Annotated in this window: 18 protein-coding genes; 7 read left to right on the top strand and 11 right to left on the bottom strand. The window is 72.1% G+C overall.

Annotated features, from left to right (window positions below; genetic code table 11):
- Positions 1–2 precede the first annotated feature (2 nt).
- Both G6N10_RS17395 and G6N10_RS17390 read right to left on the bottom strand, forming a co-directional pair.
- A complete protein-coding gene (locus tag G6N10_RS17395; RefSeq protein WP_085099675.1) occupies positions 3–2,129 on the bottom strand; it encodes a S9 family peptidase in 2,127 nt (708 codons plus the stop codon).
- Positions 2,126–3,019 (bottom strand): phosphoribosylaminoimidazolesuccinocarboxamide synthase, encoded by an 894-nt coding sequence (locus tag G6N10_RS17390; protein ID WP_085099672.1) that lies wholly within the window; start codon positions 3,017–3,019, stop codon positions 2,126–2,128. Before G6N10_RS17390 ends, G6N10_RS17395 begins: the two co-directional genes overlap by 4 nt.
- 52 nt (positions 3,020–3,071) lie before the next feature.
- Here G6N10_RS17390 and G6N10_RS17385 point away from each other — a divergent pair, with 52 nt between their 5' ends.
- A complete protein-coding gene (locus tag G6N10_RS17385) occupies positions 3,072–3,701 on the top strand; it encodes a hypothetical protein (protein WP_085099669.1) in 630 nt (209 codons plus the stop codon).
- Positions 3,702–3,878: 177 nt separating this feature from the next.
- Here G6N10_RS17385 and G6N10_RS17380 read toward each other — a convergent pair whose 3' ends face one another.
- From G6N10_RS17380 to G6N10_RS17370, 3 genes are read right to left on the bottom strand one after another with little or no spacing between them, the layout of a single operon-like run.
- Positions 3,879–4,670: a phosphatidylethanolamine N-methyltransferase family domain-containing protein gene (locus tag G6N10_RS17380; protein ID WP_085099666.1), complete on the bottom strand. Its 792-nt coding sequence runs from the start codon at positions 4,668–4,670 to the stop codon at positions 3,879–3,881.
- Positions 4,667–6,085 carry an adenylosuccinate lyase gene (gene purB / locus G6N10_RS17375; protein ID WP_085099663.1) on the bottom strand — a complete coding sequence of 473 codons (1,419 nt, stop codon included), beginning with the start codon at positions 6,083–6,085 and terminating at the stop codon, positions 4,667–4,669. Before purB ends, G6N10_RS17380 begins: the two co-directional genes overlap by 4 nt.
- 11 nt (positions 6,086–6,096) lie before the next feature.
- Positions 6,097–6,726, bottom strand: coding sequence for a TetR/AcrR family transcriptional regulator (locus tag G6N10_RS17370; protein WP_085099660.1), 630 nt, complete (start codon positions 6,724–6,726; stop codon positions 6,097–6,099).
- A gap of 101 nt (positions 6,727–6,827) precedes the next feature.
- On the opposite strand from G6N10_RS17370, the gene G6N10_RS17365 reads away from it, so the two are divergent.
- Together G6N10_RS17365 and G6N10_RS17360 are read left to right on the top strand one after the other, a co-directional pair.
- A complete protein-coding gene (locus G6N10_RS17365; protein WP_085099658.1) occupies positions 6,828–7,646 on the top strand; it encodes an alpha/beta hydrolase-fold protein in 819 nt (272 codons plus the stop codon).
- 100 nt (positions 7,647–7,746) lie between these two features.
- Positions 7,747–9,045 carry an amidohydrolase family protein gene (locus G6N10_RS17360; RefSeq protein ID WP_085099655.1) on the top strand — a complete coding sequence of 433 codons (1,299 nt, stop codon included), beginning with the start codon at positions 7,747–7,749 and terminating at the stop codon, positions 9,043–9,045.
- Positions 9,046–9,052: 7 nt separating this feature from the next.
- On the opposite strand, the gene G6N10_RS17355 is transcribed toward G6N10_RS17360, so the two are convergent.
- Genes G6N10_RS17355 through G6N10_RS17345 form a run of 3 tightly spaced genes read right to left on the bottom strand, consistent with a single transcriptional unit; the run spans position 9,053 to position 12,179 of the window.
- Positions 9,053–10,285 carry a cytochrome P450 gene (locus tag G6N10_RS17355; protein WP_085099653.1) on the bottom strand — a complete coding sequence of 411 codons (1,233 nt, stop codon included), beginning with the start codon at positions 10,283–10,285 and terminating at the stop codon, positions 9,053–9,055.
- Complete coding sequence (locus G6N10_RS17350) at positions 10,282–11,157, bottom strand: SDR family oxidoreductase (protein WP_085099651.1); 876 nt, start codon at positions 11,155–11,157, stop codon at positions 10,282–10,284. Before G6N10_RS17350 ends, G6N10_RS17355 begins: the two co-directional genes overlap by 4 nt.
- Positions 11,154–12,179, bottom strand: a complete 1,026-nt coding sequence (locus G6N10_RS17345) for a TIGR03617 family F420-dependent LLM class oxidoreductase (protein WP_085099649.1) — start codon at positions 12,177–12,179, stop codon at positions 11,154–11,156. Before G6N10_RS17345 ends, G6N10_RS17350 begins: the two co-directional genes overlap by 4 nt.
- A gap of 57 nt (positions 12,180–12,236) precedes the next feature.
- On the opposite strand from G6N10_RS17345, the gene G6N10_RS17340 reads away from it, so the two are divergent.
- The 4 genes from G6N10_RS17340 to G6N10_RS17325 are packed head-to-tail and all read left to right on the top strand — an operon-like array spanning position 12,237 to position 15,770.
- Positions 12,237–13,724 (top strand): acyl-CoA carboxylase subunit beta, encoded by a 1,488-nt coding sequence (locus G6N10_RS17340; protein ID WP_085099646.1) that lies wholly within the window; start codon positions 12,237–12,239, stop codon positions 13,722–13,724.
- Between the two features lie 17 nt (positions 13,725–13,741).
- Positions 13,742–14,092 (top strand): lipocalin-like domain-containing protein, encoded by a 351-nt coding sequence (locus G6N10_RS17335; RefSeq protein ID WP_085099643.1) that lies wholly within the window; start codon positions 13,742–13,744, stop codon positions 14,090–14,092.
- Positions 14,089–14,958 (top strand): hypothetical protein, encoded by an 870-nt coding sequence (locus tag G6N10_RS17330; protein ID WP_234810660.1) that lies wholly within the window; start codon positions 14,089–14,091, stop codon positions 14,956–14,958. Before G6N10_RS17335 ends, G6N10_RS17330 begins: the two co-directional genes overlap by 4 nt.
- A gap of 8 nt (positions 14,959–14,966) precedes the next feature.
- On the top strand, positions 14,967–15,770 hold the full coding sequence (locus tag G6N10_RS17325; protein ID WP_085099640.1) for an SDR family NAD(P)-dependent oxidoreductase: 804 nt from the start codon (positions 14,967–14,969) through the stop codon (positions 15,768–15,770).
- 24 nt (positions 15,771–15,794) lie between these two features.
- On the opposite strand, the gene G6N10_RS17320 is transcribed toward G6N10_RS17325, so the two are convergent.
- Genes G6N10_RS17320 through G6N10_RS17310 form a run of 3 tightly spaced genes read right to left on the bottom strand, consistent with a single transcriptional unit; the run spans position 15,795 to position 18,321 of the window.
- Positions 15,795–16,841 carry a TIGR03857 family LLM class F420-dependent oxidoreductase gene (locus G6N10_RS17320; RefSeq protein ID WP_085099637.1) on the bottom strand — a complete coding sequence of 349 codons (1,047 nt, stop codon included), beginning with the start codon at positions 16,839–16,841 and terminating at the stop codon, positions 15,795–15,797.
- Complete coding sequence (locus tag G6N10_RS17315; RefSeq protein WP_085099634.1) at positions 16,838–17,227, bottom strand: ester cyclase; 390 nt, start codon at positions 17,225–17,227, stop codon at positions 16,838–16,840. Before G6N10_RS17315 ends, G6N10_RS17320 begins: the two co-directional genes overlap by 4 nt.
- On the bottom strand, positions 17,224–18,321 hold the full coding sequence (locus tag G6N10_RS17310) for an alpha/beta hydrolase (RefSeq protein WP_085099902.1): 1,098 nt from the start codon (positions 18,319–18,321) through the stop codon (positions 17,224–17,226). Before G6N10_RS17310 ends, G6N10_RS17315 begins: the two co-directional genes overlap by 4 nt.
- Position 18,322 lies beyond the last annotated feature (1 nt).

Below are 18,322 nucleotides of genomic sequence, written 5' to 3'. Positions count from 1 at the left end.
CCTCACGCTAGCGTGCCGGGCGGCCCGGGGTGCGGCGATCCGCCCGCGGCCGACAGCAGCCAGGCGTACTGGAAGGCGACTTCCTTCCACCGCTCGTAGCGCCCGCTGATGCCGCCGTGCCCGGCGGTCATCTGGGTCTTGAGCAGCACCGGATGGTCGTCGGTCTTGGCGTGCCGCAGCGCGGCGACCCACTTGGCCGGCTCCACGTAGAGCACCCGGGTGTCGTTGAGTGAGGTCATCGCCAGGATCGCCGGGTAGTCCCGGGCGGCGACGTTCTCGTACGGCGAGTAGCCGGCCATCAGATCGTAGATGTCCTTGTCCGCCAACGGGTTTCCCCACTCGTCCCATTCGGTGACGGTGAGCGGCAGGGACGGGTCGAGCATCGAGGTCAGCGGGTCGACGAACGGCACCTGCGCCAGGATCCCGGCGAACAGCTCCGGGGCCAGGTTGGCCACCGCGCCCACCAGCAGGCCGCCCGCGCTGCCGCCGAGGGCCACCTGCCGGCGGGGCTCGGTCACCCCGGTGTCGACCAGATGGCGTGCCACCGCGATGAAATCGGTGAAGGTATTCGGCTTGTCGGCCAGCTTGCCGCGCTCGTACCAGAGCCGCCCCAGCTCGCCGCCGCCGCGGACGTGCGCGATGGCGAACACCATCCCGCGGTCCAGCAGCGAGAGCCGGGCGATGGAGAACCGTGGATCCTCGCAGGCCTCGTAGGCGCCATAGCCATAGACCAGGGTGGGCGCGGGCAGGCTCACCCCGCGGCGGTGGATCACCGAGATCGGCACGCGCGCACCGTCGTCGGCGGTGGCCCAGTCCCGGTACTCGAGATAGTCCTCGGCCCGGTAGCCGCCGAGCACCGGCTGTTCGCGCAGCAGGATCCGCTCACCGGTGGCCAGGTCCAGGTCGTAGACCCGCATCGGGGTGATGAACGAGGTGGCCGCGAACCGCAGCCGGCCGGCCGACCAGTTCGGGTTGGCGCCCAGGCCCACCGACATCAGCTCGGAGTCCAGCCGGACGTCTTCGGCGGTGCCGTAGCCGGTGGCGGTCAGCGGCCACAGCCGCATCCGCGGCAGTCCGTCGCCGCGGTAGCTGACCACCAGGTGATCGGCGAACGCGTCGACGCCGTCGATCCGCACGTCGTCGCTGCCCGCGATGAGCACGGTCTGGGCGGCGGGGTCCTCGATCGGGGCCTCGGTCAGCGCGAAGTTGACCGCGCCGTCGTTGTGCACGAACAGGAATCGGTCGGCGCCGGCGATCACCGCGTGCTCGACGGAGTACTCGATGCCGTCGCGGCGGCCCAGGATCGAGGTGAACTCGGCCGCCGGGTCGGCGGCGTCGCCGTAGAACACCTCCGAGGTCACCCCGGAGCCGGCGGCGATCATCACGAACCTGTTGCTGCGGGTGCGCCCGACGCCCAGCCAGAACCGTTCGTCGGGTTCGTGGTACACCCGCTGGCCGGGCAGGCCGGAGCCGATCCGGTGCCGCCACACGGTGTCGGTGCGCCACGCGTCGTCGACGGTCAGGTAGTAGACGGTGCGACTGTCCGCGGCCCAGGTCACCCCGGCGGCGATCCCGGTGATCTCGTCGGGATAGTGCTCGCCGGTGCGCAGGTCCTTGAACCGCAGCGTGTACCGCTCGTCGCCGACGACGTCGACCGCGTAGGCCAGCACATCGCCGTCCAGGCTGACCGCGGCGGCGCCGAGGGAGAAGAACTCGTGCCCCTCGGCGAGCTCGTTCTCGTCGAGCATGACCTGTTCGCCGGGCACCGTGGCGTCCTCGCCGAGCACCGGCGGCACCCAGTCGTCGGGATCGGCGACCGGGCAACGGCATTGCAGCCCGTACTGGCGGCCCTCGTAGCTGCGTGCGTAGTACCAGTAGTCGCCGCGGCGGGTCGGCACCGACAGGTCGGTCTCCTTGGTGCGCGCCTTGATCTCGTCGAAAATGGCGCGCTGCAGCGGTTCCAGGTCCGCGGTGACCGCGTCGGCGTAGGCGTTCTCGGCCTCCAGGTACCCGAGCACCGCCGGGTCGGCCTTGTCGCGCAGCCACTCGTAGTGATCGACGAACACCTCGCCGTGGTGCTCGCGCCGGGACGGCACGCGTTTGGCGGCCGGCGGTTTCGGTGCGCTCACGACCGGGGTCCCAGCCAATCGGCGAAGCTGCGCCCCGAGATCCGTTCGTAGGCCTCGATGTAGCGCGCCCGGGTGACCTCGACGACGTCGGCGGGCAGCGGCGGCGGCGGGCCGCCGGCGTGCCGGTCCCAGCCGGTCTGCGGCGCGGTCAGCCAATTGCGCACGTACTGCTTGTCGTAGCTGGGCTGCACCACCCCGGGGGTGTATTCGTCGGCGCGCCAGTACCGCGACGAGTCCGGGGTGCACACCTCGTCGGCCAGCCGCAGCGTGCCGTGCGCATCGACGCCGAACTCGAACTTGGTGTCGGCGATGATGACGCCCTTGGTCAGCGCGTGCGCGGCGGCCCGGGCGTAGACGGTCAGGGTGTGCTCGCGCAGCTGGTCGGCGCGCACCCCGCCGACCAGGGCGACGACGTCGGCGTAGCTGATGTTCTCGTCGTGCTCGCCGAGCTCGGCCTTGCTGGCCGGGGTGAAGATCGGCTCGTCGAACCGGCTGGCCTCGGTCAACCCGGGCGGCAGCGCGATGCCGCACACCGAGCCGGTGGCCTGGTAGTCGACCAGCCCGGAGCCGGTGAGGTAGCCGCGGGCCACGCACTCCACCGGCATCATGTCCAGCCGCTGCACCACCAGCGCGCGGCCCAGCACCTCGGCGGGGATGCGCGGATCGTCGGGGGGCCCGGCGAGCTGGTTGGGCACCTCGAGCAGCTCGAACCAGAACATGCTCATAGCGGTGAGGATCCGGCCCTTGTCCGGGATGGTGGTGTCCAGGATGTGGTCGTAGGCCGAGATGCGGTCGGTGGCGACGAACAGCAGGGTCTGCTCGTCGATGCCGTAGAGCTCGCGGACCTTTCCGCTGGCCAGATGCCGGTAATCGGACAACGCGGGACGCATCGGGTCAGCCTATCGACCCCGCCGCCGCCCCCGACGTGCTGGGATCACCGGTATGAGTTCGCGGTATTTGCCCTACGCCAGCCGGCCGCACCGATTCCTGGCCCAGTTCACCGCCGATGTGCTGGTCATCGGCTGGATCGTGGTGTGGGTGCTGATCGGTGTCTTCGTGCACGCGGCGGTCGACTCGATCGCCGAGGTGGGCCGCCAGGTGCAGAGCGGGGCCGCGGGCATCTCGACGAACCTGGGCTCGGCCGGCGACACCGCCGACCGGGTGCCGCTGGTCGGCGATCAGCTGGCCAAGCCGCTGGACGCCGCCGCCACCGCCGCCCTGGAGCTCGCCGACGCCGGGCAGAACCTGTCCGACACCGCGACCTGGCTGGCCTGGCTGCTGGCCGTCGCGGTGGCCGCGGCGCCGATCCTGGCGGTCGCCGGGCCGTGGCTGTACCTGCGGATCCGGTTCTTCCGGCGCAAGCGGCTGGTGCTGACGCTGGCGTCCTCGCCGGCCGGGGCGGATCTGCTGGCGCTGCGGGCGCTGACCAACCGGCCGGTGCGACGGCTGGTCCGGGTCAGCGAGGATCCGGCCGGGTCCTGGCGCCGCCGCGATCCGGAGGCGATCGGCGCGCTGGTGGGCCTGGAATTGCGCGCGGCCGGGATGCGGACCCCGCGGACCGCGATATCGTGACGCTTTCGGCCCGGCGCCGGGCCGCTGCACCAGGGCCGCTACCGCGGCCGGGTGTTGATCGCCCACACCGGCGGCACCGTCGGGGAACTGGAGATCACCGGCAGTTCGTCACCCTGCCGCAGTTCCCCGCCATCGCCGCGGCACTCGACCGGATGGTGAACGCCCCGGTCGGCTAGCTCAGAGCAGGCCGGGGATCAGCGCGCGGCGCCCGGCGGGATAGTCGTCGAACTTCTCCCGGTACCAGCGGTGGGTGGCCAGCGCCCGCGGCACCAGGTTGCCCGCGGTGATCAGCAGGATCACCACACCGGCCAGCGACCAGGTCAGCAGCGCGAACCCGGTCCAGGCGATCAGCTCGCCCAGGTACGCCGGGCTGGTGACGAACCGGAACCCGCCGCCGTAGGGGATCCGGTACTCGGCGGCCCCGGGGTTGTTCTTGTCCCGCAGGTTGCGCACGATCGACTCCGAGGAGATCAGCAGCGCGAACCCGCCGAGGTAGATCGCCAGCCCGATCAGAAACCGCGGGTCGGTCAGCCAGCCGGTGCCGTACAGGTGCTTGTAGTCGTGGCTGAAGAACGCGCCGTTGAGGTAGCCGTGCATCGCGGTGATGACCATGCCGAAGCCCAGCACCATCACGCCGAAGCTGGCCTGCTTGCCCGGCACCTGCCGGATCGACAGCGGGAAGAACCAGCCCCGGTTGCCGTAGTGCATCAGCCAGATCGCGGCCAGCACCAGCGGCACCACCTCGAACCGCTGCGGACCGGACAGGAAGAAGACCAGGAACACCACGGTGGCCGGGATCTCCATCAGCCACCAGCCCAGCTTCGGGTTGAGCTTGATCCCGCCCGCGGCATCGCCGAACCGGCCGTACGGGCTCTGCATGAACAGCCCGCCGATGATCACCAGGGCCGCGATGCCCAACCCGATGGTCAGCACGGTGTCGTAGCCGGCGTTGCCGGTGTACCAGGTCACAGGATCGCCCCGGGCCGGTAGCCGGCGGCGTCGGGGTATTGGGCGACCAGCGCGCCGACGGCGGCGAGCACCTCGTCGACCTGGTCGGCGGCCGCACCGGTGAACGCCTCCTTGTCGGCCAGCGCGGCGTCCAGGGCGGCCCGGTCCAGCGGCAGCCGGTCGTCGGCGGCCAGCCGGTCCAGCAGGTCGGGGTCGCGGCCCTGCTCGCGCATGGCCAGCGCGACGGCCACCGCGTGCTCCTTGATCACCTCGTGCGCGGTCTCCCGGCCGACGCCGGCGCGGACCGCGGCCATCAGGATCCGGGTGGTGGCCAAAAACGGCAGGTAGCGGTCGAGTTCCCGGGCGATCACCGCCGGGTAGGCGCCGAACTCGTCGAGCACGGTCAGGAAGGTCTCGATCTGCCCGTCGACGGCGAAGAACGCATCCGGCAGCGCGACCCGGCGCACCACCGAGCAGAACACGTCGCCCTCGTTCCACTGCGCGCCGGCCAGCTCGGCGGCCATCGAGGCGTAGCCGCGCAGGATCACCTGCAGGCCGTTGACCCGCTCGCAGGACCGGGTGTTCATCTTGTGCGGCATCGCCGAGGAGCCGACCTGTCCGGCCGCGAAGCCCTCGGTGACCAGCTCGTGGCCGGCCATCAGCCGCACGGTGTGGGCCAGCGAGGACGGGCCGGCGCCCAGCTGCACCAGCGCGGAGAGCACGTCGTGGTCCAGCGAGCGGGGGTAGACCTGGCCGACGCTGGACAGCACCGCGGAGAAGCCGAGGAACCCGGCGACCCGGCGCTCCAGTTCGGCGAGGGTGGCGGTGTCGCCGTCGAACAGGTCGAGCATGTCCTGGGCGGTGCCCATCGGCCCCTTGATGCCGCGCAGCGGGTAGCGGTCGATCAGCTCGCGGATCCGGGTCAGCGCGATCAGCGTCTCCTGGGCGGCCGAGGCGAACCGCTTGCCGAGCGTGGTGGCCTGGGCGGCGACGTTGTGGCTGCGCCCGGCCATCACCAGGTCCCGGTGGGCGGCGGCGTGCTCGGCCAGCCGGGCGGCCACCGCGACGCCGCGGGCGTGCACCAGTTGCAGGGACTGCCGGATCTGCAGCTGCTCGACGTTCTCGGTGAGATCGCGGCTGGTCATGCCCTTGTGCACGTGCTCGTGGCCGGCCAGCGCGTTGAACTCCTCGATCCGGGCCTTGACGTCGTGCCGGGTGACCCGTTCCCGCTCGGCGATGGCGGCCAGGTCGACGCGCTCCAGCACCCGCCGGTAGTCCTCGACGACGCCGTCGGGGACCGCGACGCCGAGCTCGGCCTGCGCGGTCAGCACGGCCAGCCACAGCCGGCGCTCGGCGATCACCTTGTTCTCCGGGGACCAGATGTCCACCATCTCGGTGCTGGCGTAGCGGTTGGCCAGAACGTTGGGGATGCTCACGGGCAGACAGCCTACGGGCGCCCGGTTTTCCGGTCGTGCCGCGCGTTGCCGTCGTAGGGCGCCAGCACGTCGATGACGTCGATCAGGGTGGCCCGCGCGGTGGCCCGCGGGGTGGCCCGCTCGTCGACCAGCGCCGAGACCACCGCGCCGTCCACCGCGCCGATCAGGGCGCCGAGGTGTTCGGTGCGGGCGTGCCGGCCGGAGCGGGTGACCACCTCGCCGACCGCGGCGGCGCGCTGCTGGCGCAGTCGGCGCTGGATGTCGCGCAGCGCCGGCTGGCGGGCGCAGGCGATGTCGCGTTCGTAGCGTGACACCAGCGCCGCGCTGCCGGGCGCGTCGTCGACGAGCAGTTCCACCAGCAGATCGGCGGTCGACTCGGCGCCGCGGCGGCGCCGGGACAGCCCGTCCAGCCGGCGCCGCAGCACGGTCTCCTCGCCGGCCGCCAGGTGCTCGACGGCGGCGGCGATCAGGTCCTCCAGCGAGGCGAAGTAGTAGGTGGTCGAGGCCAGCGGCAGCCCGGCCCGGGTCGCCACGGCGCGGTGCCGAACCGCCTCGAATCCGCCCTCGCACAGCAGCTCGGCGGCGGCGCCGACGAGCGCGTCGCGTCGACGTTCCCCCTTTGGGGTGACTGCCCCGGTCACGGTTAGTGATGGTGCCAGGAAACTACCGGCACGCTGGGGCTTTTCGCCGAAACCGCGGGCACCGGTTCGGACCTGCGACGCCGCGGTGGCATGATTGCCCGATGCCGGAACTCAGTCGCCGTGCCGCGCTGCGGCTCGGTTTCGCCGGGGTCGCCGGCGCCGTCGGCGCGGTGGCGCTCACCCCACGCGTCCCGGCCGCACCTCCCGTCGCATCGACGATGGTGACCGGCTCGTTCGTGTCGGCCGCCCGCGGCGGCGTCAACACCAATTGGGCGATCGCCCGCCCGCCCGGCCAGGGCGCGTCGTTGCGCCCGGTGATCGCGCTGCACGGCAAGGGCGGCGACGCGGCCAGCGTGATGGCCGGCGGCGTCGAATCCGGGCTGGCTCAGGCGGTGGCCGCCGGTGTGCCGCCGTTCGCGGTGGTCTCCGTCGACGGCGGCGGCGGCTACTGGCACCGCCGGTCCTCCGGCGAGGATGCCGGGGCGATGGTGCTCGACGAGCTGCTGCCGCTGCTGGCCGAGCAGGGCCTGGACACCTCCCGGGTGGCGTTCCTGGGCTGGTCGATGGGCGGCTACGGCGCGCTGCTGCTGGGCGGCCGGCTCGGCCCGGCCCGCACCGCGGCGATCACCGCGGTCAGCCCGGCGCTGTGGATGTCGCCGGGGGCCAGCGCGCCCGGCGCGTTCGACGGGCCCGAGGACTTCGCCGCCAACAGCGTGTTCGGCATGCCCGCCCTCGGCGCCATCCCGATCCGGATCGACATCGGCACCGCCGACCCGTTCTACGACGCGACGCAGTCGTTCATCGCCCAGCTGCCGACCGCCCCGGCCGGCGGGTCGTCCCCGGGCGGGCACGACGGGGCGTTCTGGAGTTCCCAGCTGCCCGCCGAGATCGACTGGCTGGCCCCGCTGCTCACCGCCTGACAAATATTGTCGCGTTTGTAATGCCCGGATCTTCCCCGGGCCGACCCGACGGGCTAGTGTTGAGCCATACCGTATGCCTATCGGGAAGAGGTGGCCCGTCGTGGACAAAGACGACATGATCCTGATCAGCGTGGATGATCACATCATCGAACCGCCGGACATGTTCGCCAATCACCTGCCGGCCAAGTACGCCGACGACGCGCCGCGGCTGGTACACAATCCGGACGGCTCCGACACCTGGCAGTTCCGCTCCACGGTGATCCCGAACGTGGCGCTCAACGCGGTGGCGGGCCGGCCCAAGGAGGAGTACGGCCTGGAGCCCCAGGGCCTCGACGAGATCCGCCCGGGCTGCTACGACCCGCACGAGCGGGTCAAGGACCAGTCCGCCGGCGGGGTGCTGGCGACGATGAACTTCCCGTCGTTCCCCGGGTTCGCCGCCCGGCTGTTCGCCACCGAGGACCCGGACTTCTCACTGGCCCTGGTGCAGGCCTACAACGACTGGCACATCGACGAGTGGTGCGCCTCGCATCCGGGCCGGTTCATCCCGATGGCGATCCCGGCGATCTGGGATCCGCAGCTGTGCGCCCAGGAGATCCGCCGGGTCTCCGCCAAGGGGGTGCACTCGCTGACCTTCACCGAGAACCCGTGCACCCTGGGCTACCCCAGCTTCCACGACCTGGAGTACTGGAAGCCGATGTGGGACGCGCTGGTGGACACCGACACGGTGATGAACGTGCACATCGGCTCCTCGGGCAAGCTCGCCATCACCGCCCCGGACGCGCCGATGGACGTGATGATCACCCTGCAGCCGATGAACATCGTGCAGGCCGCCGCCGACCTGCTGTGGTCGGCGCCGATCAAGGCCTACCCGGACGTCAAGATCGCGCTGAGCGAGGGTGGCACCGGCTGGATCCCCTACTTCCTGGACCGGGTGGACCGCACCTACGAGATGCACTCGACCTGGACGCATCAGAACTTCGGCGACAAGCTCCCCTCGGAGGTGTTCAAGGAGCACTTCATGACCTGCTTCATCTCCGATCCGGTCGGGGTGGCCAACCGCCAGCTGATCGGGGTGGACAACATCTGCTGGGAGATGGACTACCCGCACTCGGACTCGATGTGGCCCGGCGCGCCGGAGGAACTGTGGGAGGTGTTCACCGCCAATGCCGTTCCCGACGACGAGATCAACAAGATCACCCACGAAAACGCCATGCGGCTGTATCACTTCGACCCGTTCACGCACGTGCCGCGCGAGCAGGCCACCGTCGGCGCGCTGCGGGCGACCGTTGTCGATCACGACGTCTCGATCCAGGCGCTGAGCCAGCACAAGGACCGCGCCGGCGGCGGCTACGCCGACTTCAAGTCCCGGCTGGACGCCGCCACCGCCGCGCAGCGCTGAGCGGGGCTCAGCGCAGCTCGTAGCGGATCGGCAGGTGTTTGAGGCCACCGACGAAGGTGGTGGCCATGAACGCCGGGGTGCCGGCCAGCTCCGCCGAGCGCAGCCGCGGCAGCAGCTCGGTGAAGAAGCTGTTGATCTCCATCCGGGCCAGCGCCGCGCCGAGGCAGTAGTGCACGCCGTAGCCGAAGGACAGGTGCTTGTTCGGGTCGCGGCCCACATCGAAGCGGAACGGGTCGGCGAAGATCTCCTCGTCCCGGTTCGCCGAGGCGTAGGACAGCAGCACCGACTCCCCGGCTGCGATGTCCACGCCGCGAATCCGGTAGTCGCGCTGGGCCGTTCGCATGAACTCCTTGACCGGGGTGGTCCAGCGGATCATCTCGTCGACGGCCAGCGGCATCAGCGCCGGGTCGGCCTGCAGCCGGGCCAGCTGGTCGGGGTGCTGCAGCAGCGCCAGCATGCCGCCGGAGATGCTGGCGCTGGTGGTGTCGTGCCCGGCGGCCGCGACGATCGCGTAGTAGGACACCGTGTCGATGTCACTGAGCGGTGCGCCGTCCAGGGTGGCGTTGGCGATCGCCGAGGCCAGGTCGTCGGTGGGGTTCGCGCGCCGGGACGCGGTCAGCGCGGTGAAGTAGGAGAACATTTCCAGCAGCGCGGTGGCCTGCTCGGCCTGGTCGACGTTGCGCTTGTACTCCTCGTCGTCGTTGCCGAAGAGTTCCTGGGTCAGCTTGAGCATCAGCCCGAAGTCCGATTCGGGCACCCCGAGCAGCGTCATGATCATGTACAGCGGGTAGTTGACCGCGACCTGCTGGACGAAGTCGCATTCCGGTCCGGCGGTCACCATGGTGTCGACGAAGCGCCGGGCGAGTTCGTCGGCGCGGGCCTGCAGCGCCCGCATCGCCTTGGGCCGGAACCAGTTCGCGCCGATCGCCCGCAGGTCGCGGTGCAGCGGGTCGTCGGTGTGGATCAGGGTGCGGATGCCGACGCCGGCCTGCAGTTCGTCGTTGGCCTTGGTGACCAGCACCGGCCGCGGCGCGTTGGTGAAGATGTCGTCGGCGCGCTCGATCTCCATGATGTCGGCGTGCTTGGTGATCGCCCAGAACGGCGCGTAGTCGGGCACCTCGACCCAGGCCACCGGCGCGGTGGCGCGCAGCCGGGTCAGGCCGGCGTGCAGGCGTTGTTCGTCGGTGTAGGCCTGCGGGTCGGCAAGCATCGCGGCGTCGGCGCAGCTGGTCGGTGTCATCGCTGGTTGGGGCCTTTCTCGCCGGGGAGCACGCCGGTGGCCGACTCGGCGCGCTGTTGATACGACGCGCGGGCCGCGGCGTCGAAGTCCAGGAACAACCGGTCGGCCCCGAGCACCCGATTCGTGGTGCGTCGGGTTCGCGGTCCCATCAGGGACAGCAGCGGGGACACGAACCGCATCGGATACGGCACGGCCACATGGGTTTTCGGCCGGTTCAGGGTTTTCACGATGGCCTTGGCGATCACCGCCGGTTCGATCGGCCTGCTGGCGCCGGAGTTCTTGGTGCCGGCGATCAGTTCGGTCCGGGTGAACGGCGGCATCACCACGCTGACCGCCACGCCGGCCCCGGCGAACTCGTCGGCCATCGCGCAGGACAGCCCGACCACCGCGAACTTGGTGCCCGCGTAGACCACCTGGCCGGGCACCGGCACCACCCCGGCCAGCGAGGCGATGTTGATGATGTGGCCGCGGCCGCGGGCGACCATCTCCGGCAGCACCAGCCGGCAGCCGTTGAGCACCCCGCGCAGGTTGACGTCGATGGCGGTCTCGATGGCCCGTTCGGACTGCGCCAGGAACGCCCCGACCGGCATCACCCCGGCGTTGTTGATCAACACGTCGATCGCCCCGCCGCCGTCGGCGCGGGCCCGGTCCAGGAACTCGGCGAACGACGCCGGGTCGCTGACGTCCAGCGGGTGCCCGCTGACCGGTGCGGCCGGGCCGAGGTTGGCCAGCGCCTGCGCCAGGGCGGCGACGTCGCGGTCGCCGATCACCACCCGGGCGCCGCGGTCCAGCAGCGCGGTCGCGGTGGCGTAACCGATCCCCCGGGCGGCCCCGGTGATCACGACGGTGCGCCCGCCGATTCGGTCCCTCATCGGGCTCCCTTCAGCTGCTCCAGCACGGCGGCGATCACCGGCTCGGGGGTGCCGGCGGCGAAGCCCGGCAGCACCCGGTCGATCGCTCCGGCGCATCGGGCGGCCAGCGCCTCGGCAACCCGGTCGGGCTCGGCGACGACGGCGAAGGTGCCCAGCATCTCGTCGTCGATCAGCTCGGCCATCGCCGCCCAGTCGCCCCGCAGTGACCGCCGGCGCAGCTCCGGCTGCAGTTCGCCCCAGCCGTGCCGGTCCAGCACCGGGCGGTAGGCCGGGGTGGAGGCGTAGAACGCGATCTGCCGGCGGAAGGCCGCCGCGGCGGCGGCCCGCTCGGCGTCGTCCCGGCCGGTGACGATGAACACCGGCGCGCACACCTCCAGCTCGGCGCGGTCGCGCCCGGACCGGGCCAGCCCGCGGGCCAGCGCGGGCAGGGTGACCTCCTCCAGGTAGCGCCGGGTGGTGAAGGCGTGCGCGATCAGCCCGTCGGCGCTCTGGCCGGCCAGCGCGGTCATCGCGCCGCCGACCGCGGCCAGATACACCCGCGGGGCCGGCTGCCCGCTGGGTTCCGGGGTGAACATCGGCGTCATCAGGGTGTGCCGATAGAACTCGCCCTCGAAGGCCAGCTTCTCGCCGGTGGCCCAGCAGGACCAGATCTGCCGCAGTGCCGCAACGTATTCGGCCATCCGGTCCACCGGGGCGCTCCACGGCATGGCGAACCGGTTCTCGATGTGCGCGCGGACCTGGGTGCCCAGTCCGAGGATGAACCGGCCGCCGGAATAGTCCTGCAGGTCCCAGCCCAGTTGCGCGACGGTCATCGGGCTGCGCGCGAAGGCGACCGCGATGGAGGTGCCCAGCTCGATGCGGGCGGTGTGTTCGGCGGCCAGCGTCAGCGGCAGGAACGGATCGTGGTTGATCTCCCCGGCCCAGCAGCCGTCGTAGCCGGCCGCCTCGTGGGCGCGCGCGACGTCGGGCACGCGGTCGAGCCGACTCGGGATGCCACGGTCGATCTTCAGCCTGCCGACCATGCTGGCGACGCTACAGTAAGTAATTCGGTATGGTCAACGTCGGGCGTGAGGAGAGCAATGACGACACCGCCGACCGGCTGGGCGGACACCCTGGCCGACCTGGCCCGGCGCCGCGCCGCGGCCCGCGCGATGGGCGGGCCGGCCCGGCTGGCCGCACACCACGCCACCGGCAAGCTCGACGCCCGGGCCCGGGTCGAGGCGCTGCTCGACCCGGGCAGCTTCCGCGAGTTCGGCACCCTGGTCGGCGGCCCGGAAACCCCGGCCGACGGGATCGTGGCCGGCTCGGGGTGCATCGACGGGAACCCGGTGATGGTGGGCGCCGAGGACTTCACCACCGCGGCGGGCACCATCGGCGCGGGCAGCAACGCCAAACGCGACCGGCTCGCGGAATTGGCGCTGCGCAACCGGATTCCGTTGGTGATGCTGTTGGAGGGCGCCGGCTTCCGGCCCGGCCGGCACGGCCGCTCGCGCACCGATCTGATCACCCAGGCGCGCTGCTCGGGGCTGGTGCCGACGGTCGCGGCGGTGCTCGGGCCGTCGGCCGGCCACGGCGCCCTGGTCGCCCCGATCTGCGATTTCCGGATCATGACCGAGGCGGGCGCGATCTTCACCGCCGGGCCCCCGGTGGTCCGGGAGTCCACCGGCGAGCAGGTGTCCAAGCAGGATCTGGGCGGGCCGGCGGTCGCGCTGGCCAGCGGGGTGATCCACAACCTGGGCGCCGACGACGCGGCCGTGCTTGCCGACATCCGCCGCTACCTGTCCTACTTCCCGTCCAGCGCCTGGTGCTATCCCCCGGACCGCCCCGGCACCGGGGCCCGGCCCACCCCGGAACTGCTCGACATCGTGCCGCGGGACAATCGGCGGGGCTACGACATCCGCCGGGTGCTCGACGTCGTTCTGGACGCCCCGGACTGGTTCGAGGTGGCGCCCACGTTCGGCGCCGCGATGGTCTGCGCGCTGGGGCATCTGGGCGGGCACCCGGTGTCGGTGGTGGCCAATCAGCCGGGCGTGCGCGCCGGGGCGATCGACACCGACGCCGCCGACAAGGCCGCGCACTTCATCACCGTCGCCGACTCCTTCCACCTGCCGATCGTGTTCCTGGCCGACAACCCGGGGATGTTGTGCGGCAGCGCCTCCGAGCGGGCCGGGGTGCTGCGCGCCGGGGCCCGGATGTACGCCGCGCAGACCACCGCGAGCACCCTCAAGCTGCACCTGACGCTGCGCAAGGCCTACGGCTTCGGATCAATGGTGATGGCGCTGCTGGGTTTCGACGGCCAGGCCGGCACCTTCGGCTGGCCCGGCGCGACGATGGGCGCGATGAGCGCGGCCGCGCTGACCGCCGCCGCCAAGGCCGACGCCGCGGCGGCCGCGGCGCTGGCCGCCGCCGAACTGCAGGCGTCGTTCGGCTCCGCGGAGAATCTCGGCTTCGACGAGCTGATCGATCCGCGGGAGACCCGCGACGCCCTGCTCGATGCGCTCAACCGCGGGCTGGGCGCCCGGCAGTCCCCGGCCGGCCCGGTCGCCCGCACCGTCATCACCCCGTGAACACTCCAAGGAGAACCATGTCCGTGACCCGCTCGGCGCTGCTCGGCGGCTGGCAGCTGGAGTCCTTCGACGTCGGCGCGCGCCGGCCGTTCGGCGAGCAGCCCCGCGGGCTGATCCTGTACACCGCCGACGGCTGGATGTCGGCGCAGCTGGCCCCGGGCCCGGGCGCCGAGCCCGGGCAGCCGGGCATCGCCTACTGCGGCCGGTACCGGCTCGACGAGGCCACCGCGGTGCTGCACCACCAGGTGACGCTGTCCACCCTGCCCGAGTTGCTGGAGCGCCCGCAGCTGCGCAACGCCCGGATCGACGGCGACGTGCTGACGCTGTCCACCGACGACGCGGTGCTGACCTGGCGGCGGTCCCGGTGAGCGGGCTGCGCGACATCCGGGAGTTGGCCGGCGATCCGGAGGCCTACGCCGCCGAATTGCGCCGGCGCTGGGGTGGCCTGCTCAGCTATCGCTACCTGGGCCGCAGCTATCCCAGCATGGATCTGGGCCCGGTCGACAACACCGTCACGCTGCGCCGGGACATGCGCAACCCCACCGGCGGGCTGCTGCTGGCGGTGCTCGGGATCTGCTCGCCGGAGGGCGGCGGGATGTCCGACCTGGAGGCGGTGCCCAACCCGGTGGTGCACTCCTGCCAGCTCCTCGACCCGGGCCGGGACGTCACCCGCATCGAGGTGATCTCCGAGACGCTGCGCCGCGGCAGGCAGCTGGGCTACAGCCGGTCCCGGATCGTCGACGCCGAGCAGCCGGAGCGGGTGCTGGCGCTGACCGAGGGGCAGGGCATCGCGATCGGCACCCCGCCCGCCGGACTGCCGAAGATGCCGGTGGACCCGATCGCGGTGGAGGACGGGCCGGGGCTGCCGCCGCTGCGCGAGGTGTTCGGCGTCGTCCGCCGCGGCGCGGACTGGGTGCTGCCGGAGCTGACCGTCGAGGTGGCCTCCCCCGACGCCGCGCTGCACATCGGCCCGCAGTTCGTGGCGCTGGAGACCGCGGCGGCCGACCTGGCCGCACGCTGCGCGGGAACCGAACGGCTGCAGGCGATCTCCTCGCATGTGATGTTCCTGGCCCGCGGCAAGGTCGGGCCGTTCCGGGTGTCCGGGGCGGCGCTGCCCGGCGCCGGCGGGCTGCTCGCCGCCCGGGTGACAATGGTCGACGAGGGCGCCGGGGACCGGCCGGTCAGCGTCGGCAGCTACCAGTTCGCCCCCGCGCCCCGGCGCGCCCAACGATAAGGACAACTATGGATCTGGGACTGGCCGGCGCACGCGCCGTCGTGACCGGCGGCAGCAAAGGGATGGGCCTGGCGATCGCGGAATGCCTTGGCGCCGAGGGCGCCTCGGTGGCACTGCTGGCCCGGGACCGCGCCGCGCTGGAGGCCGCCGCAACCCGGGTGCGCGCGGCCGGCGCCCCCGAGACGCTGGCGATCAGCGCGGACATGTCCGACGCCGACTCGATCGCGGCGGCCTTCGCGCAGCTGGCCGGGCGCTGGGACGAACTCAACGTGCTGGTGCACACCATCGGTCCACCGGCGGGCACCTTCGCCGAGCTGACCGACGTCGACTGGCAGACCGCCTTCGACCTGGGCACCATGAGCGCGGTGCGCAGTGTGCGGGCGGCGCTGCCGTCGCTGCGCGCGGCGCCGTGGGCGCGGATCGTCACGCTGTCGGCGCATTCCATTCAGCGGCAGAGCCCGCGACTGGTGGCCTACACCGCCGCCAAGGCCGCGCTGTCCAGCCTGACCAAGAACCTGGCGAAATCGCTGGGGCCGGAGGGCATTCTGGTGAACTCGGTGTGCCCGGGCACCATCGTGACGGCGAGCTTCACCGAGAATCTGCACGCGACGCTGGCCGCCGAGGGCTTCGACTCGGCCGACCCGCACGACGTGATGCGCTGGGTGGAGCGCAGCTTCGGCCATCCCTGCGATCTGGGCCGGGCCGGGCTGCCCGAGGAGATCGCGTCGATCACCTGCTACCTGGCGTCGCGGCGCAACGGCTACGTGACCGGCGCGACGGTCAACGTCGACGGCGGCTCGGACTTCATCTGAGCCGCCGGCGCCGCCCCGCTCGGGTCAGCCATCCGCGGCCCGGTAGCCGGCGAGCACCGGTTCCAGCTCGTCGGGGGTGGCGCCGTGCAGGATCACCGCGTCGGCGCCGTAGCCGAGTTCGGCACGGATCCGCTGCGCGCACTGCTGCGGGCTGCCGGTGGCCGCGGCCGCCAGCCACTCGTCGGGGATCAGCGTGGCGATGTGCGCGATCTGCTCGGCGTCGGCCTTGTGGTCGATGCCGCCGGGCACCGACTGCACCACCGGGTCGGCCCGGAACCGGGTCAGCACGGCCGGATCCCAATCGTTGGTGCGCACCAGCAGATCGCCGTAGCCCTGCAGGTAGGTGGCCAGCCGCGCGACGGTCTTCTTCAGCCGCAGCTCCTCGGGCAGGTGGTCGCCGACGGTCGCCAGGCACGACCACACCCGCACCGCATCCGGGTCGCGGCCGGCCGCCTCGGCGGCGTCCTTGACGGTGCGCACGCAGCGCGCCAGGGTCTCCGGGGTGAAGTAGGTGTGCAGGATGACGTCGTCGAACGCCCGGCCGCCGAGCGCCAGGGTGTTGGGCCCGAACGCGACCAGCGCCAGCCGGATGTCCTCGTTGAAATCCGGGTCCAGAAACAGCAGCGGGTAGTTGCCGATCGGGCCGTCGTGCCCGACGATCAGCTCGCCGCGCCAGAGCCGGCGCATCACCGAGGCGAAGTCCTCCAGCTGCGCGGTGGTCACCGCCGGCACCCCGAACGCGCCGTACACCGCGGCGATGCCGCGCCCGATGCCCAGGGTGAACCGTCCGCCGGACAGCCGGTGCATGGTGGTCGCCCAGGATCCGGTGATCAGCGGGTGCCGGGTGTTGTGATTGGTTGCCGCGGTGGCGATCTGCATCCGTTCGGTGACCGCGCAGGCCGCGCCGCTCAGCGACGACGCCTCCTTGACGTTCCACCGTTCGGAGATGAACGCGGTGCCGAAGCCGAGCTCCTCGCCGCGGCGGGCCTCGTCGACCAGGGTGGCCGGACCCTGCCCACCGGCGCCGGCCAGCAGGTAGTAGCCCAGTTCGTCGAGGACGCGTTCGCTCACTGCCACTCTCCCTGTTTGTAGCCGCAATTCCACACCTCGGTGATCCGCCCGTCGACAACCCGGAAGATCTCCATGCTGGCGATGGTCAACTCGGTGCCATCGGCGGTGCGCATCGGCGACTGGTAGACGATGGCGACGTGCTCGTCGTCGTCCCCGGCGACCACCAGGTTCAGCTCGAAGCGGATGTCGGCGAACATCGCGCAGTGCTCGACGATCCGGGCGACGGCCTGCTGGTGGCTGAGCACCACCGACTCGCCGACGTCGTGCCGGATGACGCGCTCGCCGATCAGTTCCTCGGCCAGCGCGAAGTCCCGGGTGTTCCACACCACCAGGTTGTAGAGCTCCACCACCTCGCGGGCGGTGCGGGTGCTCGGCCCGCCGCTCATCGTAGTCCCGCCAGGAACGCCTCGGTGATGGCCTGCACCCGGCCGGACATCAGCTGCCCGACGTGGCTGCCGTCGTGCCAGAACAGCCGGCCGCCCCAGCGCTCGTGCAGCGCCTGGGCCGGGGCGCGCATGGCCATCCGGTCGCTCCAGGCGCCGACGATCATCCGGTGCTCGGCCGGGACCCGGGGTTCCAGCGACAGCGGGTCGATGACGCCGGTCAGCGCGGCCACCTCCGGGGCGGACAGCAGCGCGGTGACCTCGTCGGCCGCCGCACCCCAGCGGTGCAGGTGCGCGGCGATCATCGAGTTCAGCCCGAAGATCGGGGTGTACAGCGCCACCCCGTCGACGTCGTCCTCCAGCCCGGCGGCCAGCGCGACCACCCCGGTGCCCAGCGACAGCCCGGACAGCGCGACCGCCTCGGCCTGCGGCGCCACCCACCGGGTGACCGCGCGCACCTCCGACACCGCCCGCATCATCCCGGCCACGTTGCCGACCGGGTCGAGGTCCGGGTAGGTCGGCGGCCAGCGTCGGCGCACCCCGTGGCCGGGCTGGATCGGCATCGCGATGTTGTAGCCCAGCTCGCGGTGGATCCGGCCGACCCGCGCCACCGCGAAGTCGGTCAGGTTGCCCTGGCCCGCGCCGTGCACCCAGATCAGCCAGGGCCGCGGGCCGCCGGGGTGCCGGACCACGTTGACCACCGCGGTGGTCGGGCGGCCGAGTTCGCCGAACACCGCCGGGAGCCGGGGGTCGTGCTGGTAGCGGATCTCCTCGAAGGCCAGCGGCCCGGTCAGCCGACGGCGAACCCGCTTGACCCGCAACGGTTCCGGCTGCCGATAGCAGCCCGCGGTGCCGAGCTCGGCCAGCTCGGCGGTGATCCGGGGCAGCTCGGCGACCTCGGTGCGCACCCGCGGCGGCGGGGAGGTCAGCGTCATGCCGGTCAGCACCATCTCGTCCAGGGCCACCTCGCCGAGCCGGCGCAGTCCCCGGCCGGACCAGGGCGTCCAGTCGCGTTCGTGGCCGAGGAAGTCCACCGAACGGGGCAGCACGCTGCCGAGTTCGCGGGCGATCAGCCGGGCACGGTCACGGGGGTCCATG

Origin of the sequence: Mycolicibacterium fallax (genome assembly GCF_010726955.1) — a bacterium.
In the GTDB taxonomy this organism is placed as follows: Bacteria; Actinomycetota; Actinomycetes; order Mycobacteriales; family Mycobacteriaceae; genus Mycobacterium; species Mycobacterium fallax.
Note: the sequence above shows the minus strand (reverse complement) of the source record. Positions and strands in the feature narration are given on the sequence as shown.